The 20340-nt window shown below is 70.1% G+C and carries 11 protein-coding genes; 8 read left to right on the top strand and 3 right to left on the bottom strand.

Features of this window, described 5'->3' with window-relative positions; genetic code table 11:
* The first annotated feature begins 20 nt into the window (after nt 1-20).
* Genes ACSMXR_RS29610 through ACSMXR_RS29630 form a run of 5 tightly spaced genes read left to right on the top strand, consistent with a single transcriptional unit; the run spans nt 21 to nt 9469 of the window.
* A complete protein-coding gene (locus ACSMXR_RS29610) occupies nt 21-1595 on the top strand; it encodes a PD-(D/E)XK nuclease family protein (RefSeq protein WP_473170282.1) in 1575 nt (524 codons plus the stop codon).
* Nucleotides 1592-2743 carry a pPIWI_RE_Y domain-containing protein gene (locus ACSMXR_RS29615; RefSeq protein ID WP_473170283.1) on the top strand — a complete coding sequence of 384 codons (1152 nt, stop codon included), beginning with the start codon at nt 1592-1594 and terminating at the stop codon, nt 2741-2743. Before ACSMXR_RS29610 ends, ACSMXR_RS29615 begins: the two co-directional genes overlap by 4 nt.
* Nucleotides 2736-6299 (top strand): pPIWI_RE_Z domain-containing protein, encoded by a 3564-nt coding sequence (locus ACSMXR_RS29620; RefSeq protein WP_473170284.1) that lies wholly within the window; start codon nt 2736-2738, stop codon nt 6297-6299. The genes ACSMXR_RS29615 and ACSMXR_RS29620 overlap by 8 nt, the downstream gene beginning before the upstream one ends.
* Before the next feature lie 9 nt (nt 6300-6308).
* Nucleotides 6309-8993, top strand: a complete 2685-nt coding sequence (locus tag ACSMXR_RS29625) for a pPIWI_RE module domain-containing protein (protein ID WP_473170285.1) — start codon at nt 6309-6311, stop codon at nt 8991-8993.
* Nucleotides 8994-9034: 41 nt separating this feature from the next.
* Nucleotides 9035-9469 (top strand): VOC family protein, encoded by a 435-nt coding sequence (locus tag ACSMXR_RS29630; protein ID WP_137230476.1) that lies wholly within the window; start codon nt 9035-9037, stop codon nt 9467-9469.
* A gap of 42 nt (nt 9470-9511) precedes the next feature.
* Here ACSMXR_RS29630 and ACSMXR_RS29635 read toward each other — a convergent pair whose 3' ends face one another.
* On the bottom strand, nt 9512-10243 hold the full coding sequence (locus ACSMXR_RS29635; protein ID WP_473170286.1) for an alpha/beta fold hydrolase: 732 nt from the start codon (nt 10241-10243) through the stop codon (nt 9512-9514).
* Nucleotides 10244-10383: 140 nt separating this feature from the next.
* Between ACSMXR_RS29635 and ACSMXR_RS29640 the strand changes: the two genes are divergently transcribed.
* Entirely contained in the window at nt 10384-10920 is a 537-nt protein-coding gene (locus ACSMXR_RS29640; protein ID WP_473170287.1) for a GNAT family N-acetyltransferase, read from the top strand.
* Between the two features lie 115 nt (nt 10921-11035).
* Here the strand turns inward: ACSMXR_RS29640 and ACSMXR_RS29645 are convergent, their stop codons facing one another.
* Nucleotides 11036-11923 carry a hypothetical protein gene (locus ACSMXR_RS29645; protein WP_473170288.1) on the bottom strand — a complete coding sequence of 296 codons (888 nt, stop codon included), beginning with the start codon at nt 11921-11923 and terminating at the stop codon, nt 11036-11038.
* Nucleotides 11924-12487: 564 nt separating this feature from the next.
* On the opposite strand from ACSMXR_RS29645, the gene acnA reads away from it, so the two are divergent.
* Complete coding sequence (acnA, locus tag ACSMXR_RS29650; RefSeq protein WP_473170289.1) at nt 12488-15202, top strand: aconitate hydratase AcnA; 2715 nt, start codon at nt 12488-12490, stop codon at nt 15200-15202.
* Between the two features lie 388 nt (nt 15203-15590).
* The gene (locus ACSMXR_RS29655) at nt 15591-16211 is read left to right on the top strand and encodes a histidine phosphatase family protein (RefSeq protein WP_137230491.1); all 621 of its coding nucleotides are present in this window, start codon (nt 15591-15593) and stop codon (nt 16209-16211) included.
* Nucleotides 16212-16293: 82 nt separating this feature from the next.
* Here ACSMXR_RS29655 and ACSMXR_RS29660 read toward each other — a convergent pair whose 3' ends face one another.
* Nucleotides 16294-20184 carry a GH92 family glycosyl hydrolase gene (locus ACSMXR_RS29660; protein WP_473172459.1) on the bottom strand — a complete coding sequence of 1297 codons (3891 nt, stop codon included), beginning with the start codon at nt 20182-20184 and terminating at the stop codon, nt 16294-16296.
* Between the last annotated feature and the right edge of the window lie 156 nt (nt 20185-20340).

Below are 20340 nucleotides of genomic sequence, written 5' to 3' on the forward strand. Positions count from 1 at the left end.
CCGTAGAAAAGGATCAGGAAATGTCGCAACCCTGGCTTCCCCCTGACGGGGTCCGCCGAACCACCCCGTGCATCACGGTCTCCGCGGGCATGTTCAAGAAGAGCGGATTCCGCTGTCCGGCCGCCGACGCGCTCAAGGCGCGCGGCTACCGCCCCGTCGCCCCTGAGGCTCGCCGCCGCGAGCGGCTGGAGCACTTCACCCTCGGCCCCTTCATGGCCGCCTGCGACGCCCGCAACGGGCCGGCCGCGTCGTCGGCCGACCCGGGCCGATCGCGTACGGCACCGCTCCACGACGGGCTCCGGGTCTGGACGGACCACGCCCTGGCCATGTACGACGCCACCTTCCCGGCCGACTCGTCGCGGCCACTGACCGAGGTGGCCGAACGGTGGGTCTACCGCTACCGGCCGTCAGGTCAGGAGGCCGGGCGCCTGGAGGAGTTCCGGTTCACCGTCTGGGGTCGCTGCCTGGCCTCCTCGGACGGGAAGCACCGTGAACTCCGCCTGCCCGTTCACCGGATCGGCGCGGAAGCACCGCCCGAGGGCTTCGTCGCCGCCACGGCTCTGGTGCTGGCCGAGGGCGCTCCGGGGCCGCTGCCGGAGCACGTACGGATCGTCGAGTTCGCACTTCTCGATGGTCGTACGCGAGAGCTTTTCGCCGGGAGCCGGTCGGAGGCGCTCGCCCACTACCGTGCACACGGGCCCGGTGCATTGGCCGAAATCCTCAACGGACAGGAGTACCGGCCTGGTTCTTCGTGCGTCGACTGCTCCTACTTGAGTGTCTGCCCGGCCCTGCGCTCGACCCCCGGACTGCTGGGAACGGAGTCGGCGGGCCGTCCGCGCCGCACGTGGTCGGTGACGAACGGGCGCAACTACCGCGCCTGCCCCGCCCGTGACCACCTGCGCCGGCTGCGGCTGCCGACGGCGGACGCCGTCGAGCGGGAGGCGACGGCCGAGCGCGGCCGGGCGGTGCACGCCTACCTTGCCGATCGCCACGGCCGCGGCGTCCCCAGCCCGTGCACGACGCGGGTTCCCGAACGGTGGGTCCCGGACGGCTTCGATCTGCCCGACCACGAACGCGCCCTGGGCGAAGTGCTGTTGCGCAGGCACGCGGCGGTCTGCCCGCTCCGGTGCGTCCGGGACGGATCGGATGTACGAACCGAGCCACGTGTCGTCCGGCACGACAGCGCCGCCGACGTCGTGGTGCTGGCGGAACCCGATCTGCTCTACCGCGACGCGGACTCGTGGGTGTGGCGCGAGACCAAGACCTCGGCGAGCGAACGCCGTCCGAACCCTTCGCTCCTGGAGCACTACCCCCAACTGGCTCTGGCCGTCCTGCTGGTGGCACGGGGCGACCTGGGAGGCAGCCCCGACCGGGCGCGGGTCGAGTTGGAGGTGCTGCGCCCGGGTGGGGCCGACCTCGAAATCATCGACCCTTTCGCCCCCACCCACCGGAACACGGCGGAACAGGTGGTGCGGACGATGGTGACCGCGTGGCACGGGGACGACGACTACGCTCCCTCCCCGGGGCGTTCCTGCGGCCGGTGCGAAGTAGCACGCTGGTGCGATCAGGCGCCCGCCGCCGGGGCCGCCGCGTGAACGCGCCGACGGCCGCGTACCGCGGCAACCCGCCCGAGGCCCGTGAGGCGGGAGACGCGGGCACCGAGCTCTTCTGTGAACTCGCTCGGACAGTAGCGGCGTTGGCCGATATTCAGGGCCTACGATCGTTCACCCTCCCCTACCCGGGCTTCGCGCAACGCGCGCTTGACCGCACGGTGGCGCGCTGCCTCGACATCGGGCACACGCCGCCGAGAAGCTTGCCGGAGATGTGGGAGTGGTGCAGGAGCCGTACGGCAGCCGATCCCCTCTTCGGGGTCTCGGCCTCCTTCGTCGCTCCCGACGCCACGCTGGTGCATCCCGTCGGCCTGATGCCCACGCGGACCTGCCTGGAAGTGGCTTCCCACCGTGACACCGCAGGAGCGGACGCCGAGGTACGCACCCTCCTCGACGAACTCGTGGCCCGGTGTGGTTCGGACGAGCGGTTCCGGCGGTGTCGCCGGTTCCTGGCGCGCAACCCCGTCGTCCACCAGGAGGACCGCTTCGCGGTCCGCAGGAACAAGGCGGGCTGGAACAACGACGCGTGGACCAGAGTCAGGGACCTCTACCGGCCCGTGCCGGAGTTTCTGTACGTCGACGACGTTGCCCTGCGCTGTCCGACGTGTGGGCTCCCGGCCCTCACGCACGATCGCACCGTTCCGCTCCCCGGCCGCCCCATGGCCGCCGAGGAGGCGTGGTGCGAGGGAGAGGAATGTCCGCGCGACGGTGGCCTCGAACTGATCAGAAAGCCGAAGCTCGCCCTGGTACAGCCGCGCTCGCTGCGCGTGTTCCTCGCCCTGCCGCAGGCCGTCGAGGAAGCGGCCCTGAGCGGGTTGGAAGCGGCCGGGATCGGCTGGTCCTCCGTATCGGGAGAGCTGGGCGCCTACCGGTTGCGGGTGACCGGCGACGAAACCGTGGAAGTACGGATCCGCGATCGTCTGGAACCCGGCCTGCTCGCCGCCGGTATCGCCCACTCGCCACCGTCCGCGGACCGGACGTTCGTCGTCGTGCCCCAGCGGCTCGCCGACCGCACGGGATACCGGGCCCGCTTCACCTCCGGCCTGCCGGCTTCGCTCCGCGAGCGGATGGTGCTGACCACCCCCACCGGCCTCGTACCGGGCATCCGAGGAGAGGACCAGGCCGATGCGTAGCATCATCCCGCCCTTGAACGACGTGCTCGGCGGCCTCCAGACGTTTCTGGGGCCGTCTTTCCGCAAGCCCGCGCTGGAAGCGTTCTGCCAGGTGGAACTCGGCCTGTATCTCCAGCAGGAGCTGATGCCGGGCTCCCCGGCGGGCAGCGCGTGGGTGCTCTTCAGCGGATACGGGTTCGCGCAGGCGTACGGAGCACCGCTGCCACAGGACGCGGAACGGACGCTGCGGGTCGCCCGATACTCGCTGTGGACCCTGCGCAGAGGCCGGACTTGGCGCGAGGCGCTCGACCGCTATCAGCAGTTCGACGCGCGGACGCGTGGCTACGACGTGCCTGACACCGAGGCTCCGGCCGTTCGCCGCGAGATCTCCGTCGCGAGCGACCGCTTTCAGGTGTACGGCGGGCTGCTGCGGACGGCACCCCCGCTTGAGGGCAAGCGACGGCCGGTCGCGGGTCCTGGGCCGCACGTGTTCACCGTGAGCCGCTCCCTGGCGGAGGTGCATCTGCCGGTGGTGCCCAGCACCCCCGTCATCGCCCACGACCTCGACATGATTCCGGCCGGCGGCGGGGAGCCGTTGGTCTTCACCAGAAAGGACCTGGAGCGCACCGCGGCGGAGATGGACGCCGTACACGCCCGAGCCGTCCACGACGGCAGGGCGTCGGGGAGGCCGCCGCGGTGGCTGGAACGGCTCGGAGACTTCGAGATGTCCGTCAAAGAGCCGGTCGACGCCACCGGCGAGGTGAAGAGCGCTTTCCGCAAGGACCACGACTTCACCTTCACCATCGACAGCATCCAGCACCTCCTCGGCATCGTGGGCGCGGGCAAGAGCACGCTGCGCGACATCATCGCCGTCCACCTCGCGAAGCTCGGCAAGCGCACCACCGTCGTGGTCTCCGACGTCGCGGAGGTGCTCAAGCTGGTCGAGACATACAACCTCTACACCGAAGGCGCGGCCGCTCCGGTTCTTGGATCCTCCGGCCGGGAGCGGCACGCCCAGCGACTGCATCGCCGGCTGGCCGGGCGGGGCGAACACCGACTGCTCGCCCACGACGACCCCGCCTTCGCCTATCTCGGCACCTCCTGCACGCTGAACGTCCACCGACAGGACGCCGCCCCGTCCGTCGAGCCGCTCGCCTTCGGCGAGGCCCCTTGCTCCCGGCTGCGACCGCCGTCCGACCCGAGGCGCGGGGACGGGAAATCACCCTGGCAGAAGCGGCTGAACACCTGCCCGTACTGGTCTGTCTGCCCCCGCCACCACGGGGCACGCGCTCTGGTCGACGCGCACATCTGGGTCGCCACACCGGCCGGTCTGATCGACGCCTCGCCACCCCGCCCGCAGAACGGCGAACGCATCCGCTACCTCGAACTCGCCTGTCGCCGCAGCGACCTGGTGATCGTGGACGAGGCCGACCGCGTGCAGATGCAGCTCGACCAGGTCTTCGCGCCCGCGGCGGTGCTCGCCAGCGACGAGGACAAGGGCCTCATCGACGAACTGACCCGGCACAAGATCCGGGAACTCGCGGCTAGCGGGCGCACACAGCTGTCCGAGGGGGACGTACAGACCTTTTCCGCCGCGCTCAACACCGCCACGGCCGCGACGGACCGGCTGTACGCGATGCTCGTCACCGACTACGACCTGCGCTGCTGGGTCCGGACGGGATACTTCAGCGCCTGGACCCTGCAACTGGGTCTGCTCGACGAACGCTATCCGCTGGCGGACGGCGGTGGCCCGGAGGACGAGAACCACGCCCCCCGGGAGGCCCTGGGCAAACGCCTCGACGCGTTCCGCGACAACCCCTTCGGTGACCGGGCCCGCAGGACGGACGAGGACTTCGGCGACCTGACGGTCCTGCTCAACGAGCTTCTCCACACGGGCAATCCGGAGAACACCCGACGCTCTCTGGTCAAGGTGATGGACAAGGTCTTCCAGTTGGACGCGGCCTACATGGCTGCCCGCGGGCAGGACCACGAGGTAGCACTCGCCGAGTGGGAGCGGAAGGAAGAGTTACGGGGAAAGGCCGCGCGCAAGGGCCGCGAACCCAGGAAGACCGAGCCGCCGAAGAGTCCGGAGGACTGGCACAAGGAACTGGCGGTCCGGTTCGAGTTCACCTTGCTGCTGAGCGCCCTCGAACCCCGCCTCGCGATGATCAACGCCATGTGGCCGCGGGTCGAGTCAGCTCTCGACCTGGGCTACAACCAGATGTACCGTCGGCCGCTCGACTACGGGCCGATGGTGCCCGAAGCGCCCATGGGCAATGTGCTGGGATTCCAGTTCAGGGTCCCCGGCAAGGACGAGGGCGGAGTCCGCAGCGGGGAGCTGACCTTCTTCAGGTGCAGCGGCGTCGGCCGTGAACTGCTGCGCGCGCTGCCCCATCTGGCTTCCGTGGACGGTCGCCCCGGTGCGCATCTGCTCCTGATGTCCGGCAGCAGCTGGGCCGGCGAGTCCAGTCGCTACCACATCTGCGTCCCGGTCGGTGTCATCATCGAGCCGCCTCGGGAGGTGACCGAACGCATCGCCGCCGAGAGCGACATGCGGTTCGAGTTCATCGATGACGGTGACGAGAAGCTGCGGATGTCCGGCAGCGTCCCCGAGGACCGCCCCGAAAAGCTGCGCCGTATCGCACGGTACCTGGGCGAAGGAGAACACGACCTCCCCGAAGGAGGGCCGTTGGAGCGTGAGCTGCTGTCCCTACCTGCGAAGAGGGGGCGCATCCTGCTGCTGGTCGGCAGCTACGTCGAAGCCCGCCTGGTCGCGGACACCTTGCACAACCTCAACATGCGCTGGCGCGACAAGGTCTTCTGCCTGGTGTCGGACGACGAGGAGATCGCCCCCGAGGACGAGGCGCCCTCGGTGAACCGCGCCCGCTCCCTGCGCCGGGGCGACGTGGAGCACCTGAACGAAATCGAGGCGGAGATCCTCGTGGCGCCCCTGCTGGCAGTCGAGCGGGGCCACAACATTCTCAACGACGACGCCGAGGCCGCCATCGGCACCGTCTACTTCCTGGCCCGGCCCAACCCGCACCCCGACGACCTGTCCCTGGCGGTCCACGCCGTCAACGACTGGATGGTCCGCGCCACCACCACGAGCACCTTCAGCTCCTGGGTGCGAGGGGCCCGCAGCATCGAGGATGGTGCGGACGAGGTCCGTCGGCTGGCCCGCTCGCGCTGGTACCAAGTCCTCGCACGGTCGATGGCCTGGAGCCGCCTCGGCGACGACGAACGGGCACCGGTCACCTGGGACATGCTGGTCCTCATGTGGCAGGTCATCGGGCGGCTGGTACGCGGCGGCGTGCCTGCCCGGGTGGTCTTCGTGGACGCGGCTTTCGCCCCCAACCGCGCGGCGACGCCGGAGCGGCCCGACACTCCCGAGTCCAGCCTCCTGCACAGCATCGTCGACGTGCTGGACCCGTACTTCGAGGGCGACGCGAAGTCGGCCGAGGAGCAGTTCATCGCCCGCGCGCTGTACGAGCCGCTGCGACGCATGCTCACCCGTCTGCTCACCGACCCTCCCCGGCCCGCGGGCACTCGAGAAGCTCCACACCTCACCTCTCACTAGGAGGCAGCCGTGTACCGGACCATTCGTTCCACCGCCTATGAACCCGACCCGCTGAACGGCCCGTGGCAGGAGGAATCGCACGTACTGCGGCTGGGCGAGGACCTGCACACCGAACTGACCCGGATGCACGCCGAAGCCGGCGGGGACAGGGCCCGCCCCGACCGGCTCCCGGTGCGGCAGCTCAACTTCCTGCTCCAGGCGCTGGCTCCCGGGGTCATCGCCACCGGCCGCCGCGCGGGCACGGACGGCAGCCTGCCGTGGCTCTACGCGAGGGAGACGGTGCCGCCGGATGTGCTGGCCCCGCTGATCGGTACCTGGGCGACGCGCCTGTCCCAGCAGCAGGACGACGACGGTCCCGATCTGGAGGAGCGGCTGCTGGCGGCAGAGGCGGACCCGACTGTTCCGATGAGGCTCCCCGAGTGGCAGACCGAGCGGATCGATCTCACCGAGACGGTCACATCGGCTGGAGGCACTGCCGAACCCGCTCCGCGCCTCTACGGCCTGCTGCCGGAGTGGGTCGCTTTCCGATTGGCCGCCCGACCGTTTCGTACCAATGACGCCACTCTTCACTTCCGGGTGGAGAGCTCGGGGAGCGGGGCCCGTCTCGTCTCCTGGCCGCCCCAGCGGTACGAGCGGAACAAGCGGACCTGGTACTACTCCGCCTGCCTGAACATCACGGTCCAGACGGTGCCGTTCGCCCCCCGATTCCGTGTCCACGTCTCCAGCCAGGTGCGTCGCTGGGCCACGGAACTGGAGGTGCGCCCCCACGCGCTCGGCGGGGCGACGGTCCTCTTGGACGCCCCGCTGCCGTGGCCGGGGGGACCGGACCGAGGACAACGGCTGGTGGTGAACACACTCGGATACGACCGACGCCAGAAGGAACTGGTCTGGCGCCGCCGCAGTCCCGCTCTGTTGCTCCCCGGCCTGGACATCGTGCGCCATTACCCGGAACCCGAGGAGCTCTTCGCCCACCCGGAACGCTGGATCAACGGATGCGGGGACGTGGCGGCGGGCATCGTCTACCACCCGGCGGTCGGACCGCACAAGGTCGGCGGCGGGCTGATGCCCCGTGAGCGGGCGGAACTGGACGCCTGGGTGGAGGAAGGGCTGAGCCCGGTGCTGCGTCGTGTCCCCGACCTCACGCGGGTCACGCGGAGCAACACCCCCTCGCTGCTTCCTCGTTCGGGCCCCAGGGCGGCACCGGGCGTCCGGGAGGCGCGACTGGCCCTGATGCGTGGCGCGGCCCTGGCGCGATCCCTGAAAGGCCAGGCTCTGGACGTCGAGATCCTCTGGCAGTCCCCGGAGACCGCCACCGCGCTCCTCGCTGAACTGCCCAAACTGATCGGTGCTGCCCCCGCGGAGAAGGTGGGCCAGGATGCCGACGCCACCTGGCGGGTTCGGTGTGAGGGCGTCGACATCCGGGTAAGCGCCCGGCCCGCCGGCCCGCTGGTCGACGCTCTGCCTGTCTCCCGCGACCGCAGCCGCCCGAAGGCTGTCCGGTTCGCCGAGGCCGTGGAGGGGCGTAGTGCGTTGCTGTCGGAGCGGATGACCTCACCGCGGGGTGAGGCCGGCGTCGTGATCGCGGAGATCGCAAGCAAGGACCGCTTCGCCGCCCACCCGGACTCCGACCCGAAACACGCGCTGCGCCTCGCCTGGGCGAGGCTGGGATGGCTCAGCCAGTTCCTCAATGTGTCCGACGACCCCGACGGCGCCCTGGAACACCGTGCCCGGTGGATCTGGTTGGACGCGTTCCGCCAGCTCGGGGCGATCAGCCCACCCGCGCATCGGGTGGGGGCCGGAATCCCTGGCGATCTTCAGTACGCGGCGCTCTGGCTCGTCCGCCACACGAGGAAGGGCCCCACGCGCCGGCCCGTCCGACGCCTGGTCGCCGTGCGGGTCCGTCCCGACGCCGGACCCGGCGTCATCGAGGGGTGGGACGCCGAGCGTGCCGAGTGGGTGCCCTATCCGAAGCTGCTGCTGCTTCTCTCCCGGGCCGCCGGGCCGACCGTGGAAATCGAGCGAGAAATCCGTACCCTGCTCTTCCAGCTCCGCGACCGCCCGACGCTCCTCATGGCGGACGCGGGCAACCTCCGCCAGTGCTGGCCGCAGCTGCGCAACGGCTCGCTGGTCCGGGACACCGTCGGATTCGAGGCTGCCTCCGGCCAGCGGCTCGCGGCCTACGGGAACGACCTGCGGATGCTGCTCGTGCGGGACGCGAACGGGAGGGAAGAGGTCCCGGAGTGGTACGCGCACGACCACCGGGGCAAGGTCGGCTTCGCCGAGGGCGTGTGGGGAACGATGGACGACGAGAGCCGGGTCTTCGCCAGCACAGCCGCCACGCCGCACACGGCGGCGAGGCCCAAGGGCCTCATGAAGCTGGTTCCCACGGCGGAAGGCCGCTCGGCGCCCGCCAAGACGGCCTGGAACCCTGGTCAGCTGGAGATCACGGTCCTCGGCTGTCTCTCGGAGAAGGCGCTGGCGGACACCGGGCGCGAGGGCGAGGCGCCCGACCGCCCGGCGGAGTGGGCGACGCTCGCCCACCAGCTGCGGTACCACGACGACTATCCGCCTCTGGCCCGCCCGCTCCCGCTGCATCTGGCGCGTCTCGCGGGCCAGTACGTCCTCCCGGTGACAGACGGAACGGAGAATGGCGGGAGGACGAAAGGCACCGGGGCCGGGCCCTCCGCACGATGAAATCGGAGGTTCTCCGAGCGGTCCGCCGCTAGGGTGGCCCGATGCCGTCGATCAAACAGGTCCAGATCACCTTCGACTGTGCGTCGCCCTGGCGCGTGGCCCGCTTCTGGTGCGAGGTGCTGGGGTACGTCCTCCCGCCGGTGCCGGAGGGGTTCGCCACGTGGGACGCGTACGAACTCACGCTGCCACCCGAGAAGCGGGACGCGGGAGCCGTCTGCCAGGACCCCGCCGGGGTGGGCCCGCGGATGTACTTCCAGCGCGTTCCCGAGGGCAAGGTCGTCAAGAACCGGGTGCACCTCGACGTACGGGTCGGCACCGGGCTGGTGGGCGAGGAGCGTGTCGCCGCGCTGGAGGCCGAATGCGCGCGGCTGCTCCCGCTCGGGGCGACGCGGCTGGAACTGCTGGTCGCCGACGAGGAGAACGAGTCCTGCCTCGTGATGCAGGACGTCGAGGGCAACGAGTTCTGTCTCGACTGACCCGGACGGGGTGAGGCGCCGGAGCGATCCGCTCGGGCGCTCTCAGCCGTCGCCCGGAAGCTGCCGGGCGAAGCGGCGGACGGCGTCGGTGAAGGCGTCCGGGGCGTCGAAGTTCGCGAGATGCCCGGCCCGGGGGATCAGTTCGACACGGGCGTCCGGGTGCGCGCGGGCGAAGTCCGCCTCGCCGGACCGGAAGACCCTGTCCTTCTCGCCGTTGAGGATCAGCGCCGGAGCCGCCACATGGCGCATCGCTCCCGCGTCGAAGCGTCCCAGCACCTCGCCCCAGGCGGCGGGCAGGGTGTGGAAGGCGTAGCCGGACCGGACGGTCGCCTCCACCACCTCCTTCGGGTACTGCCGCAGCAGCAGCCGGTCGTTCCACCGGGCCAGCCGGTCCGCCGGTATGCGGGGAACCAGCCCGGCGACCCACTGGTACGGCATCGTCCACGGCCCCCGGGTGGAGGCGCTGGCGCCCGCGAGGACCAGTCCGCGCAACTGCTCCGGACGCCGCCGGGCGAACTCCAGCGCGGCGTACCCGCCGAGCGAGTGCCCGACGACCAGGGCCGGCCCGCGGCCGAGCGCGTCCACCGCGCAGGCGATGACCTCGGTCGCGGCGCTCAGGCTCCAGGGCTCGGCCGAGCGCGTTCCGTGGCCCGGCAGGTCGACGGCGGCCACCGGGAATTCCTCCCGGAGTGCGGCGAGTTGGGTACTCCACTGTCCCGCGCTGAAGCGTGTCCCGTGCACGAAGACGATCGGTGGTGCGTCCGCTGCCGTCATCAGGCCCCCCGGTGATGTCGTACTCACCGGGACTCTATCGGCGACTCCGTCGCCGGTCCGGAACGGATGCGCGATCCGGGCCTTCTCCTCCACATCCTTTCCCCGGACCGCTCTCGCGTGCCTGCGATAGGTTGCCCGCCATGTCTGAACTCGGATCCGTCCCCTGGCCGCCCGCACCGATCACGACCGAGCGGCTCCTGCTGCGCGAGCCCGAGCCCCGGGACCGGCCGGCGTTCGTCGAGTTGCTGTCCTCGCCGGAGGTGGGCGCTTATCTGGGTGGCGCTCGGCCGCGTGACGAGCTGGAGCGCGCGATACCCGCTGCGCCCGCACGGCGTTCCGGCCTCTTCGTGGTCGATCTCGCCGGGGCGATGATCGGCCAGGTCACGCTCACCAGGGATTCGGGGCACCTTCCCCGAGCCGCCGGGAAGGCCGAGCTCGGCTACCTCTTCCTGCCGCAGGCGTGGGGATACGGGTACGCCGCCGAGGCGTGCGCCGCTGTGCTGGGCTGGTTCGCCGGTGCGGTGCCCGGTGAGCCGGTGGTGCTCGCCACCCAGACCGCCAACGTCCGCTCGATGCGCCTCGCGGAGAAGCTGGGGTTCATCGAGGTGGAGCGGTTCGAGGCCTACGGTGCCGAGCAGTGGTTCGCCGAGCGGTCCTCGGTCACGTCGTCCGGTTGAGCGCCGGTCTTTCCCGCCCCGAGGAGTCGGGGGCCGTCATGTGCCGGTCGGCCCCGGCGTCGCCAGTGAGCCGATTCCGACAACCCGGCAGGTCGGAAAGAGCTCGGTCCCGGCTTCAGAGGGCTGTTTGTCCGGCCGGCTGTTCCGCATCGTCAGGGGCGGGGAGGGCGATGGGGGCGGGACCGTCGGCCGGCGGGAGCCCTCTTGTGGCGCGGACCATCTCCGCTTCCGCTCGGAGCAGCTCCGCCTTCGCGCGGACGAGGTCGGCGTCCTTCTGGCCGAGGGCTTGGATGAGCTTGGCGAGGCCGGCGAGGATGCCGCCGATGAGTACGCCGATGACGGTTCCGACGCTGACGATGGAGGCGACCGCGGCGGGCGCGTCGGTGGGGCCCAGCCCGCTGTCCCGGTGGCTTTCGAGGAGGCTTCGGGTGCTGATCCAGGCGATGGTCAGCAGCGCCAGGAGAAGGACGCCGGCCAGCGCGCCGAGACGGGTTCGCGCTTTCCGCGAGCGGGTTCCGGGGGCTGAGCGAGGTGTGGCGCCCGGCGTGGCCTCTTCCGGCCCGGGCATTCCTCCGGTGGTGAGCGCGGAGGCCAGTTTTCTCACACCTTCCGGGCTCTGGAGGGTGGCGAATTCCCAGACCGCCGCGGGTTTCTCGTCCTGTGGGCCGAATCGGCCGGCGCCCAGGAAGCCGGGCCGGCTCCTGGTGGCCCCGTGCGATCCCGGGACGTCGAGGATGTGGAAGGACCGCATGCCGCGGTGCCTGCGCCAGTAGTCGACCTGATCGTGGACGTACCTCGATGCGTCGGAGCTCGGCGTGGCGAGCAGGAGGAAGGTGCGGCAGAGATCCATCCGTTCGGGGTCGAGGTCCAGCGCGGTCTCGCCGTAGACGGCTTCCGTGCGTACGTTCGCCTCGTGCAGGATGTGTCTGACAGTTCGTTGGGTCCCTGAGTCCTCCGGCGCGAACGCTATGAAGACGTCGAACTCGTAGTCGGCTGCCACCATCTCCTCGTTTCTACCCCGTCTTGGCGTCACCGTTCGTAAAACCCTAGCCAAGGGGGCTGACACGGGATGATCAAACGCCGTAACCGGGACTGCGGGACGGCGAAACCCAGGAGGGGGCGGCTCTTCCGCGTGCGGCCGCCGGTGGTGTGTCGGAACCCACTGACACACCCCATGGGCGAACGCTTCCGCGGTCCGCTCGTCGGTATCGTCCTGGCGACGTTGGCCACTGTCGAAGAAGTCCAGGTCAAACCGGCTCGGCGCGGGATCGCCGTACGCGCGGACGGGCACCCCCGCCGCCCCCTCGGACAGGCAGCCTCAAACGATCACTCGACCTTCGCCGCGAGAGGCCATGGGGGCACCTGGGCATGACCGAGCGGCGGCTATGTACTAGAGTTATCTCGACATCGAGATATCTGCCGAGGCGCACCACAGCCGCCGCCCGGTAAGGGTTACCTAACTAAGCCTTACCTTAGCGGATGGCCGGGGCCGTAGGTGGCAAAACGCGGCGCCGGCTGCCAATGAGGCGCGGCGCGGTAGACGCGCACATTGAAGAAGGAGACTGTCGTGTCGGCGAACAGCTTCGACGCCCGCAGCACGCTGCGCGTGGGCGACGAGTCGTACGAGATCTTCAAGCTGGACAAGGTAGAGGGCTCCGCGCGCCTCCCGTACAGCCTGAAGGTCCTGCTGGAGAACCTGCTCCGCACCGAGGACGGCGCGAACATCACCGCCGACCACATCCGGGCCATCGGCGGCTGGGACTCCCAGGCGCAGCCCAGCCAGGAGATCCAGTTCACGCCGGCCCGCGTGATCATGCAGGACTTCACCGGCGTGCCGTGTGTCGTGGACCTCGCCACCATGCGTGAGGCCGTCAAGGAGCTGGGCGGCGACCCGGCGAAGATCAACCCGCTGGCCCCGGCCGAGCTGGTCATCGACCACTCCGTCATCGCCGACAAGTTCGGCACGAAGGACGCCTTCGGCCAGAACGTCGAGCTGGAGTACGGCCGCAACAAGGAGCGCTACCAGTTCCTGCGCTGGGGCCAGACCGCCTTCGACGAGTTCAAGGTCGTCCCCCCGGGCACCGGCATCGTCCACCAGGTGAACATCGAGCACCTGGCGCGCACGGTCATGGTCCGCAACGGCCAGGCCTACCCCGACACCCTCGTCGGCACCGACTCGCACACCACCATGGTCAACGGCCTCGGTGTGCTGGGCTGGGGCGTCGGCGGCATCGAGGCCGAGGCCGCGATGCTCGGCCAGCCGGTCTCCATGCTCATCCCGCGCGTCGTCGGCTTCAAGCTGACCGGCGAGCTCCCGGCCGGCACCACCGCCACCGACCTCGTGCTGACCATCACCGAGATGCTCCGCAAGCACGGCGTCGTCGGCAAGTTCGTCGAGTTCTACGGTGAGGGCGTCGCCGCCACCTCGCTGGCCAACCGCGCCACCATCGGCAACATGTCGCCGGAGTTCGGCTCCACCGCCGCGATCTTCCCGATCGACGGCGAGACGCTGAAGTACCTGCGTCTGACCGGCCGCGACGAGCAGCAGGTCGCCCTCGTCGAGGCGTACGCCAAGGAGCAGGGCCTCTGGCTGGACCCGAAGGCCGAGCCGGACTTCTCTGAGAAGCTGGAGCTCGACCTCGCCACGGTCGTCCCCTCCATCGCCGGCCCGAAGCGCCCGCAGGACCGCATCGTCCTCGCGAACGCCAAGGAGCAGTTCGCGAGGGACGTCCGCAACTACGTCTCCGACGACGAGGAGGCGGGCAAGGAGTCCTTCCCGGCCTCCGACTCCCCGGCCACCTCCAACGGTGTCCCGTCGAAGCCGACCACGGTCACGGCCCCCGACGGCTCGACGTACGAGATCGACCACGGCGCCGTCACCGTCGCCGCGATCACCTCCTGCACCAACACCTCGAACCCCTACGTCATGGTCGCCGCCGCGCTCGTGGCGAAGAAGGCCGTCGAGAAGGGCCTGACCCGCAAGCCGTGGGTCAAGACCACCCTCGCCCCGGGCTCGAAGGTCGTCACCGACTACTTCGACAAGGCGGGCCTGACCCCGTACCTCGACAAGGTCGGCTTCAACCTCGTCGGCTACGGCTGCACCACCTGCATCGGCAACTCCGGCCCGCTGCCGGAGGAGGTCTCCAAGGCGGTCAACGAGAACGACCTCGCGGTCACCTCGGTGCTCTCCGGCAACCGTAACTTCGAGGGCCGGATCAACCCCGACGTCAAGATGAACTACCTGGCGTCCCCGCCGCTGGTCGTCGCGTACGCCATCGCCGGTTCGATGAAGGTCGACATCACCAAGGACGCCCTCGGCGTCGACCAGGACGGCAAGCCGGTCTACCTGACCGACATCTGGCCCTCCGAGGCCGAGGTCAACGACGTCGTGGCGAACGCCATCGGCGAGGACATGTTCAACAAGTCCTACCAGGACGTCTTCGCGGGCGACGCCCAGTGGCAGGCGCTGCCGATCCCGACCGGCAACACCTTCGAGTGGGACTCCGAGTCCACCTACGTGCGCAAGCCCCCGTACTTCGAGGGCATGACGATGGAGACGACCCCGGTCGAGGACATCACCGGCGCCCGGGTGCTCGCCAAGCTCGGCGACTCGGTCACCACCGACCACATCTCCCCGGCCGGCGCCATCAAGGCCGACACCCCGGCCGGCAAGTACCTCAGCGAGCACGGCATCGAGCGCCGTGACTTCAACTCCTACGGCTCGCGCCGTGGTAACCACGAGGTCATGATCCGCGGCACGTTCGCCAACATCCGCCTGCGCAACCAGATCGCGCCGGGCACCGAGGGCGGCTACACCCGCGACTTCACCCAGGCTGACGGCCCGGTGTCGTTCATCTACGACGCCTCGCAGAACTACCAGGCCGCCGGCACCCCTCTCGCGATCCTCGCGGGCAAGGAGTACGGCTCCGGCTCGTCCCGCGACTGGGCCGCCAAGGGCACCGCGCTCCTGGGCGTCAAGGCCGTCATCGCCGAGTCCTACGAGCGCATCCACCGCTCGAACCTCATCGGCATGGGCGTCCTCCCGCTCCAGTTCCCCGAGGGCCAGACCGCCGAGACCCTCGGTCTCACCGGCGAGGAGGCCTTCTCCTTCACCGGCGTCACCGAGCTGAACAACGGCACCACCCCCCGTACGGTCAAGGTCACCACCGACACCGGTGTGGAGTTCGACGCGGTCGTCCGCATCGACACCCCCGGCGAGGCGGACTACTACCGCAACGGCGGCATCCTGCAGTACGTGCTCCGCAGCCTGATCCGCAGCTAGTCGATCCGGCGGCCGAGTGAAGAAGGGCCGCACCCCGGGGCTTCCCGGGGTGCGGCCCTTCCGCCGTAGAGCGCCGTAGAGCGCCGTGCCGATCCCTCGGGTCAGCCGGTCATCGCCTCGCGCTCGACCCGGTCGATCCGGCACTTCGTGCCCGCCGGCACCTCGCCGAGGCCCTGGGCCTCGATCCGGGCGGTCGCGCCGGGGGCGACGTCGTCGTCCGGCGCCCCGAACTCTCCGGACTCCCCGAACTCCTCCCGTACGTGCCTCCGGCACCCCGCCGCTCCCGGGTGCGATCGTGGGCCGGGGACCCGGACCCGCGGTCCCCACCCGCCGCACCCGGCACCACCGACACCACCGGCACCATCGGTACAGAAAGCGAACGGACCCCATGGGCGAGCTGATCCTCATCCGGCACGGCGAGACCGAGTGGTCCCGCTCCGGACAGCACACGAGCTACACCGACCTCCCCCTCACCGACGTCGGCGAGCGCCAGGCCCGCGCGCTCGTCCCGCTGCTGGCCGACCGGCACATCGGGCTCACGCTCGTCAGCCCGATGATCCGGGCCCGCCGCACCGCCGAGCTGGCCGGGCTCGCCGACCCCCGGGTCACCCCCGAGCTGCGGGAGTGGGACTACGGCGGGTACGAGGGCGTCACCACCCGGGAGATCCGCCGCACCCGGCCCTTCTGGAACCTGTGGACCGACGGCGTCGACCCCGGTTCCGCCGAGCACCCCGGCGAGAGCCCCGCCCAGATCGGGCAGCGGGCCGACCAGGTGCTCGCGGGTGTCCGGTCGGCCGCCGAGGAGGTCGCGGACGAGGAGGACATCGCGCTCGTCGCCCACTCGCACTTCCTGCGCGTCCTCACCGCCCGCTACCTCGGCCTGACCCCGGCCGAGGGGCGGCTCTTCCAGCTCGCCACCGGCGCCGTCTCCCGGCTCGGCACCGAACACGGCCGGCCGGTCGTCGTCGCCCTGAACCTCGCCCTGCCCGAGAGCCTCCAGGGCGGCTGAGCCACGACCGTCACCCCTGACACGCCGACGGCCGGCACCCCGTCCTCCGGGGTGCCGGCCGCCCGCGCTCACCGCGTACGGATCAGGAGAGCAGCTCCACCTCCGCGAGCGTCGCCGAACCCGTCAGCACCAGCCGGTACTTCGTGTACGAGCCGGGCTTCGCCACCGAGAACACCCGGGTCTGCTTGTCCCAGGCGAACGACTGGCCGGAGCGGCGGTCGATGTCCGTCCACTTCTCGCCGTCCGTCGAACCCTGGAGCGTCCAGCCCTTCGGGGCCTTGTCCGCCGCCGCCGAGGTCAGCGTGTACTGGACGCCCTTCGTGGCCGAGGCCGAGCCGTCGATCGGAAGCTCCACCGACTCCACCGTCGCCGAGGTGGCCGAGGTGTCGTCGAACAGCGCGCCGTCACCCTTCAGCGCGTCGCCCTTGGGCGTCGGGACCTTGTCGTCCTTCTGCACCGAGACCGGGGCCGCGTCCTTGCCCGTGCCCCAGGCCGACGGCTTCGGGCCCATGTCGAACTCCAGCGTGCCGCCCTTGGCCAGCACGTCGTGCGGGAGCGCGGTGGAGGTCCACTTCTTGCCGTTGACCTTCACGCCCTGCACGTAGATGTTCTTGTCGCTGTTCTTAGGCGCCTTCACGACCAGCTTGCGGCCGTTGTCCATGCGGACGGTGACCTTCTTGAAGAGCGGCGAGCCGATCGCGTACTCCCCGCTGCCCATCACCAGCGGGTAGAAGCCGAGCGAGGAGAAGAGGAACCACGCCGACTGCTCGCCGTTGTCCTCGTCGCCGTGGATGCCCTGCCCGATCTCGCTGCCGATGTACAGCCGGCCCAGCACCTCGCGGACCTTCTCCTGCGTCTTGTACGGCTGCGAGGCCGCGTTGTACATGTACGTGGCGTGGTGGGCGACCTGGTTGCTGTGGCCGTACTGGCCCATCCGCACGTCCCGCGCCTCGGTCATCTCGTGGATGACCCCGCCGTAGCTGCCGACGAACTCCGGGCCCGCCGTCTCCGGCGTCGAGAAGTACGTGTCCAGCTTCTTGCCCAGACCCGCGCGGCCGCCGTACAGGTTGGCCAGGCCCCGGCTGTCCTGCGGGGCGGTGAAGGCGTAGCCCCAGCCGTTGGTCTCGGTGTAGTCGTAGCCCCAGACGCGCGGGTCGTACTCGTCCGAGGGCAGGCGCCAGTCGCCGTTCGGCTTCTTGCCCTGGAAGAACCCGGCCTTGTCGTCGAAGAGCTTGACGTACTTCTGCGCCCGGTTCATGAAGTACTCGGACTCTTCCTTGTACCGCGCCTTCTTCGTCTTCTTGTACAGCTCCTGGCCCATGCGGGCGATGCCGTAGTCGTTGACGTAACCCTCCAGCGACCAGGACAGGCCCTCGTGGGTGGCGGTGTTCGCGTACCCCTTGAAGACGGAGGTCTCCAGGCCCTTGCGGCCGACGCCCGAGGACGGCGGGGCCACGGTGGCGTTCTTGAGCGCCGCGTCGTAGGCCGCCTCGGCGTCGAACTTCACGCCCTTGACGTACGCGTCGGCGAACGCCACGTCCGAGCTGGTGCCGGTCATCAGGTCCGCGTAGCCCGGGGAGGACCAGCGCGAGGTCCAGCCGCCGTCCTTGTAGTGCTGGACGAACCCGTCCACCAGCTCGCCGGCCTTCTTCGGGGAGAAGAAGGAGTAGGCGGGCCAGGTCGTGCGGTAAGTGTCCCAGAAGCCGTTGTTGACGTACACCTCGCCGTCGACGATCTTCGCGCCGGTCTGCGTCGGGGTGTTCTCACCGGTCGCCTTGGAGAAGGGGCTGGCGTACTTGTTCTTGCCCTTCACCTTCTCGTGGCCGGAGTTCGGGTAGAGGTAGAGCCGGTAGAGGCTGGAGTAGAGCGTGGTCAGCTGGTCGGCGTCGGCGCCCTCGACCTCGACCGTGCCCAGGACGTCGTCCCAGGCGCTCTGCGCCTTGCGCTGCACCTTCTGGAAGGACGTGGACTCCGGGATCTCCATGGCCAGGTTCTGCTTCGCCTGGTCGACGCCGATCAGCGAGGTGGCCAGCCGCAGGTTGACCGTGCGGTCCTTGCCCGCGTCGAAGCGGAAGAACCCGGTGACGTCGTCGCCACCGCCGCCCTTCAGCTTGCCGCTGTCGGTGACCGGCGCGTCGAAGACGCCGTACACGAACATCCGGGTCGCGCCGGTGGACAGGCCGCTCTTGACGTCCGTGTAGCCGGAGAACGAGCGGTTCTTCGGGTCCAGCGTGATGCCGCCGTCGTTCGAGACGTTGTCGAAGACCAGGCTGGCGTCCTTGCCCGGATAGGTGAACCGCATCCGGGCCGCGTGGTCGGTCGGCGTCATCTCGGCCTTGAGGCCGTTCTCGAACGTGACGCCGTAGTAGTGCGGTGTCGCGGTCTCGTTCTCGTGCCGGAACGGCAGCGCGCGGGCCGTCCGGGAGGCGTCCGGGGTGCCGGACGCGGCCGACGGCATCACCTGGAAGGTCTGCCGGTCGCCCATCCACGGGCTCGGCTCATGGCTGGCGCCGAAGGCCTGGAGCGTGGGGAGGTTGTCCTCGTTGTTGCCCCGGTGGTAGTCGTACAGCCAGCTCAGCGAACCGGCGTTGGTCACCGGCGTCCAGAAGTTGAAGCCGTGCGGGACCGCCGTGGCCGGAATGTTGTTGCCGCGCGAGAAGCCGCCGCTGGAGTTGGTGCCGCGGGTGGTCAGCGCGTAGTCCGACAGATGCGCCTTGCGCTTCTCGGGCTTCTTCGGGGCGATCGTGATGTCGTCGATCCAGCCCTGGAACTTCGCCGGGCCCTTGGGGGAGTCGTACGCCACCAGGATCCGGTCGACCGTCTTGCCCGCGGCGACCGTGCCGAGGCGGGCGGCGACCTTGTTCCACTGGTTGACGTAGAGGCGCTTGGCGTCCGCCTGGCCCTGCGGGGTCAGCAGTCCGCCGTGGCTGTCGGTGGCCTTCAGCTGGCTCAGGTACGTGCCGTCGGTGAAGGCGAGGTCCACCGCGACGTGCGTGGCCGGGTAGTTCAGGTCCGTCTCGCCCATCTGCGGGTAGACGAGGTAGGACAGCTCGGTGTCCTTGGTGACGGCCGTGTTCACGTCGAAGATCTTGTTGTACGAGTAGGCGCGTCCGTCGGGCGTGTGCGTACCCGCGTACCGCAGTGCCTTCTTTCCGGTGAATCCCGCGCCCGACTTCGCGGTGGGGGAACCGGAGGGGCCGCGGTCGGGCTGGCTGCGCATCTCGTCGGGCACCGGCGCGGAGGTGTCACCGTTCGAGAACTGAACGTCGGCGAGCTGGAGCGCGTCCGCGCCGCCGTTCGCCGTGATCTCCAGCCGGAAGTGCTGGTACGCGGTGTCGCCCGCGAAGTCGTAGCTCTTCGTCTCGTGCCGCTTGGCGAAGGTCTCGCCGCTGCGGGTGTCGAGGTCGGTCCACTCCTTGCCGTCCGCCGAGCCCTTGAGCGTCCAGTCCTTCGGGTCGCGTTCGGCGTGGTCGTTGGCCGAAGTGAGCGCGTACGTCACGACCTTGACCGGTTCGTCCAGATCGAACTCGACCCAGCCGGTCTTCGCGAACGTCAGCCACTTGGAGCCCGGTTCGACGTCGACGAGGTTCTCCTTGACCTCGCCGCCCGCGGTGTTCTCGGCGCTCGCGCGGAGCTCCGTGACCCGGTCGGTGACATTGCCCGGTATGCCGGAGGAGAAGCCTCCGTCGACGCCGGAGGAGCGGGGCTTGCCGTCGGGGCCCTCCTCGACGGTGTTGCGCCAGTCCGGCTGCTTCTCGTCCGCCTCGAAGGAGGTGGTGAACGTCCGCTCGCCGGAGGGCTTCCGGTCCGGCGACGCGGGCTGGGCGGTGGCGACCGCGGGGGCGATCACCACCAGGGCGAGGGATGCCGCCAGGGCGGCTGCTGTGGGGGTCCGTCTCCGGCGCGGGGCCGGGCGGGGGACCGCGTGAGGGGCCTTGTCGGAGCCGTGGTTGAGGCCGCGTGGTGGCTGCATGCCGAGCCGTTCCTCCCCGGGAAAATGCATGGACAACGTTGTCATAGCGGGATGCAAGGTCCAGTAGGGATCCAAGTGACAGGACGTGTCAAGGGTGTTGCCGCAGGGGTCGTCGGCGAATCGGCCGGAATGGGGAAATAGCCGCCGCGGGAGGAG

The organism is Streptomyces sp. DSM 106670 (assembly GCF_055792845.1).

Coding starts and splice junctions, on each gene's coding strand:
- ACSMXR_RS29645 (WP_473170288.1), bottom strand. CDS start 11,923: ATGGTGGCAGCCGACTACGAGTTCGACGTCTTCATAGCGTTCGCGCCG.
- ACSMXR_RS29660 (WP_473172459.1), bottom strand. CDS start 20,184: ATGCAGCCACCACGCGGCCTCAACCACGGCTCCGACAAGGCCCCTCAC.
- ACSMXR_RS29620 (WP_473170284.1), top strand. CDS start 2,736: ATGCGTAGCATCATCCCGCCCTTGAACGACGTGCTCGGCGGCCTCCAG.
- ACSMXR_RS29635 (WP_473170286.1), bottom strand. CDS start 10,243: ATGACGGCAGCGGACGCACCACCGATCGTCTTCGTGCACGGGACACGC.
- ACSMXR_RS29655 (WP_137230491.1), top strand. CDS start 15,591: ATGGGCGAGCTGATCCTCATCCGGCACGGCGAGACCGAGTGGTCCCGC.
- ACSMXR_RS29630 (WP_137230476.1), top strand. CDS start 9,035: ATGCCGTCGATCAAACAGGTCCAGATCACCTTCGACTGTGCGTCGCCC.
- ACSMXR_RS29640 (WP_473170287.1), top strand. CDS start 10,384: ATGTCTGAACTCGGATCCGTCCCCTGGCCGCCCGCACCGATCACGACC.
- ACSMXR_RS29610 (WP_473170282.1), top strand. CDS start 21: ATGTCGCAACCCTGGCTTCCCCCTGACGGGGTCCGCCGAACCACCCCG.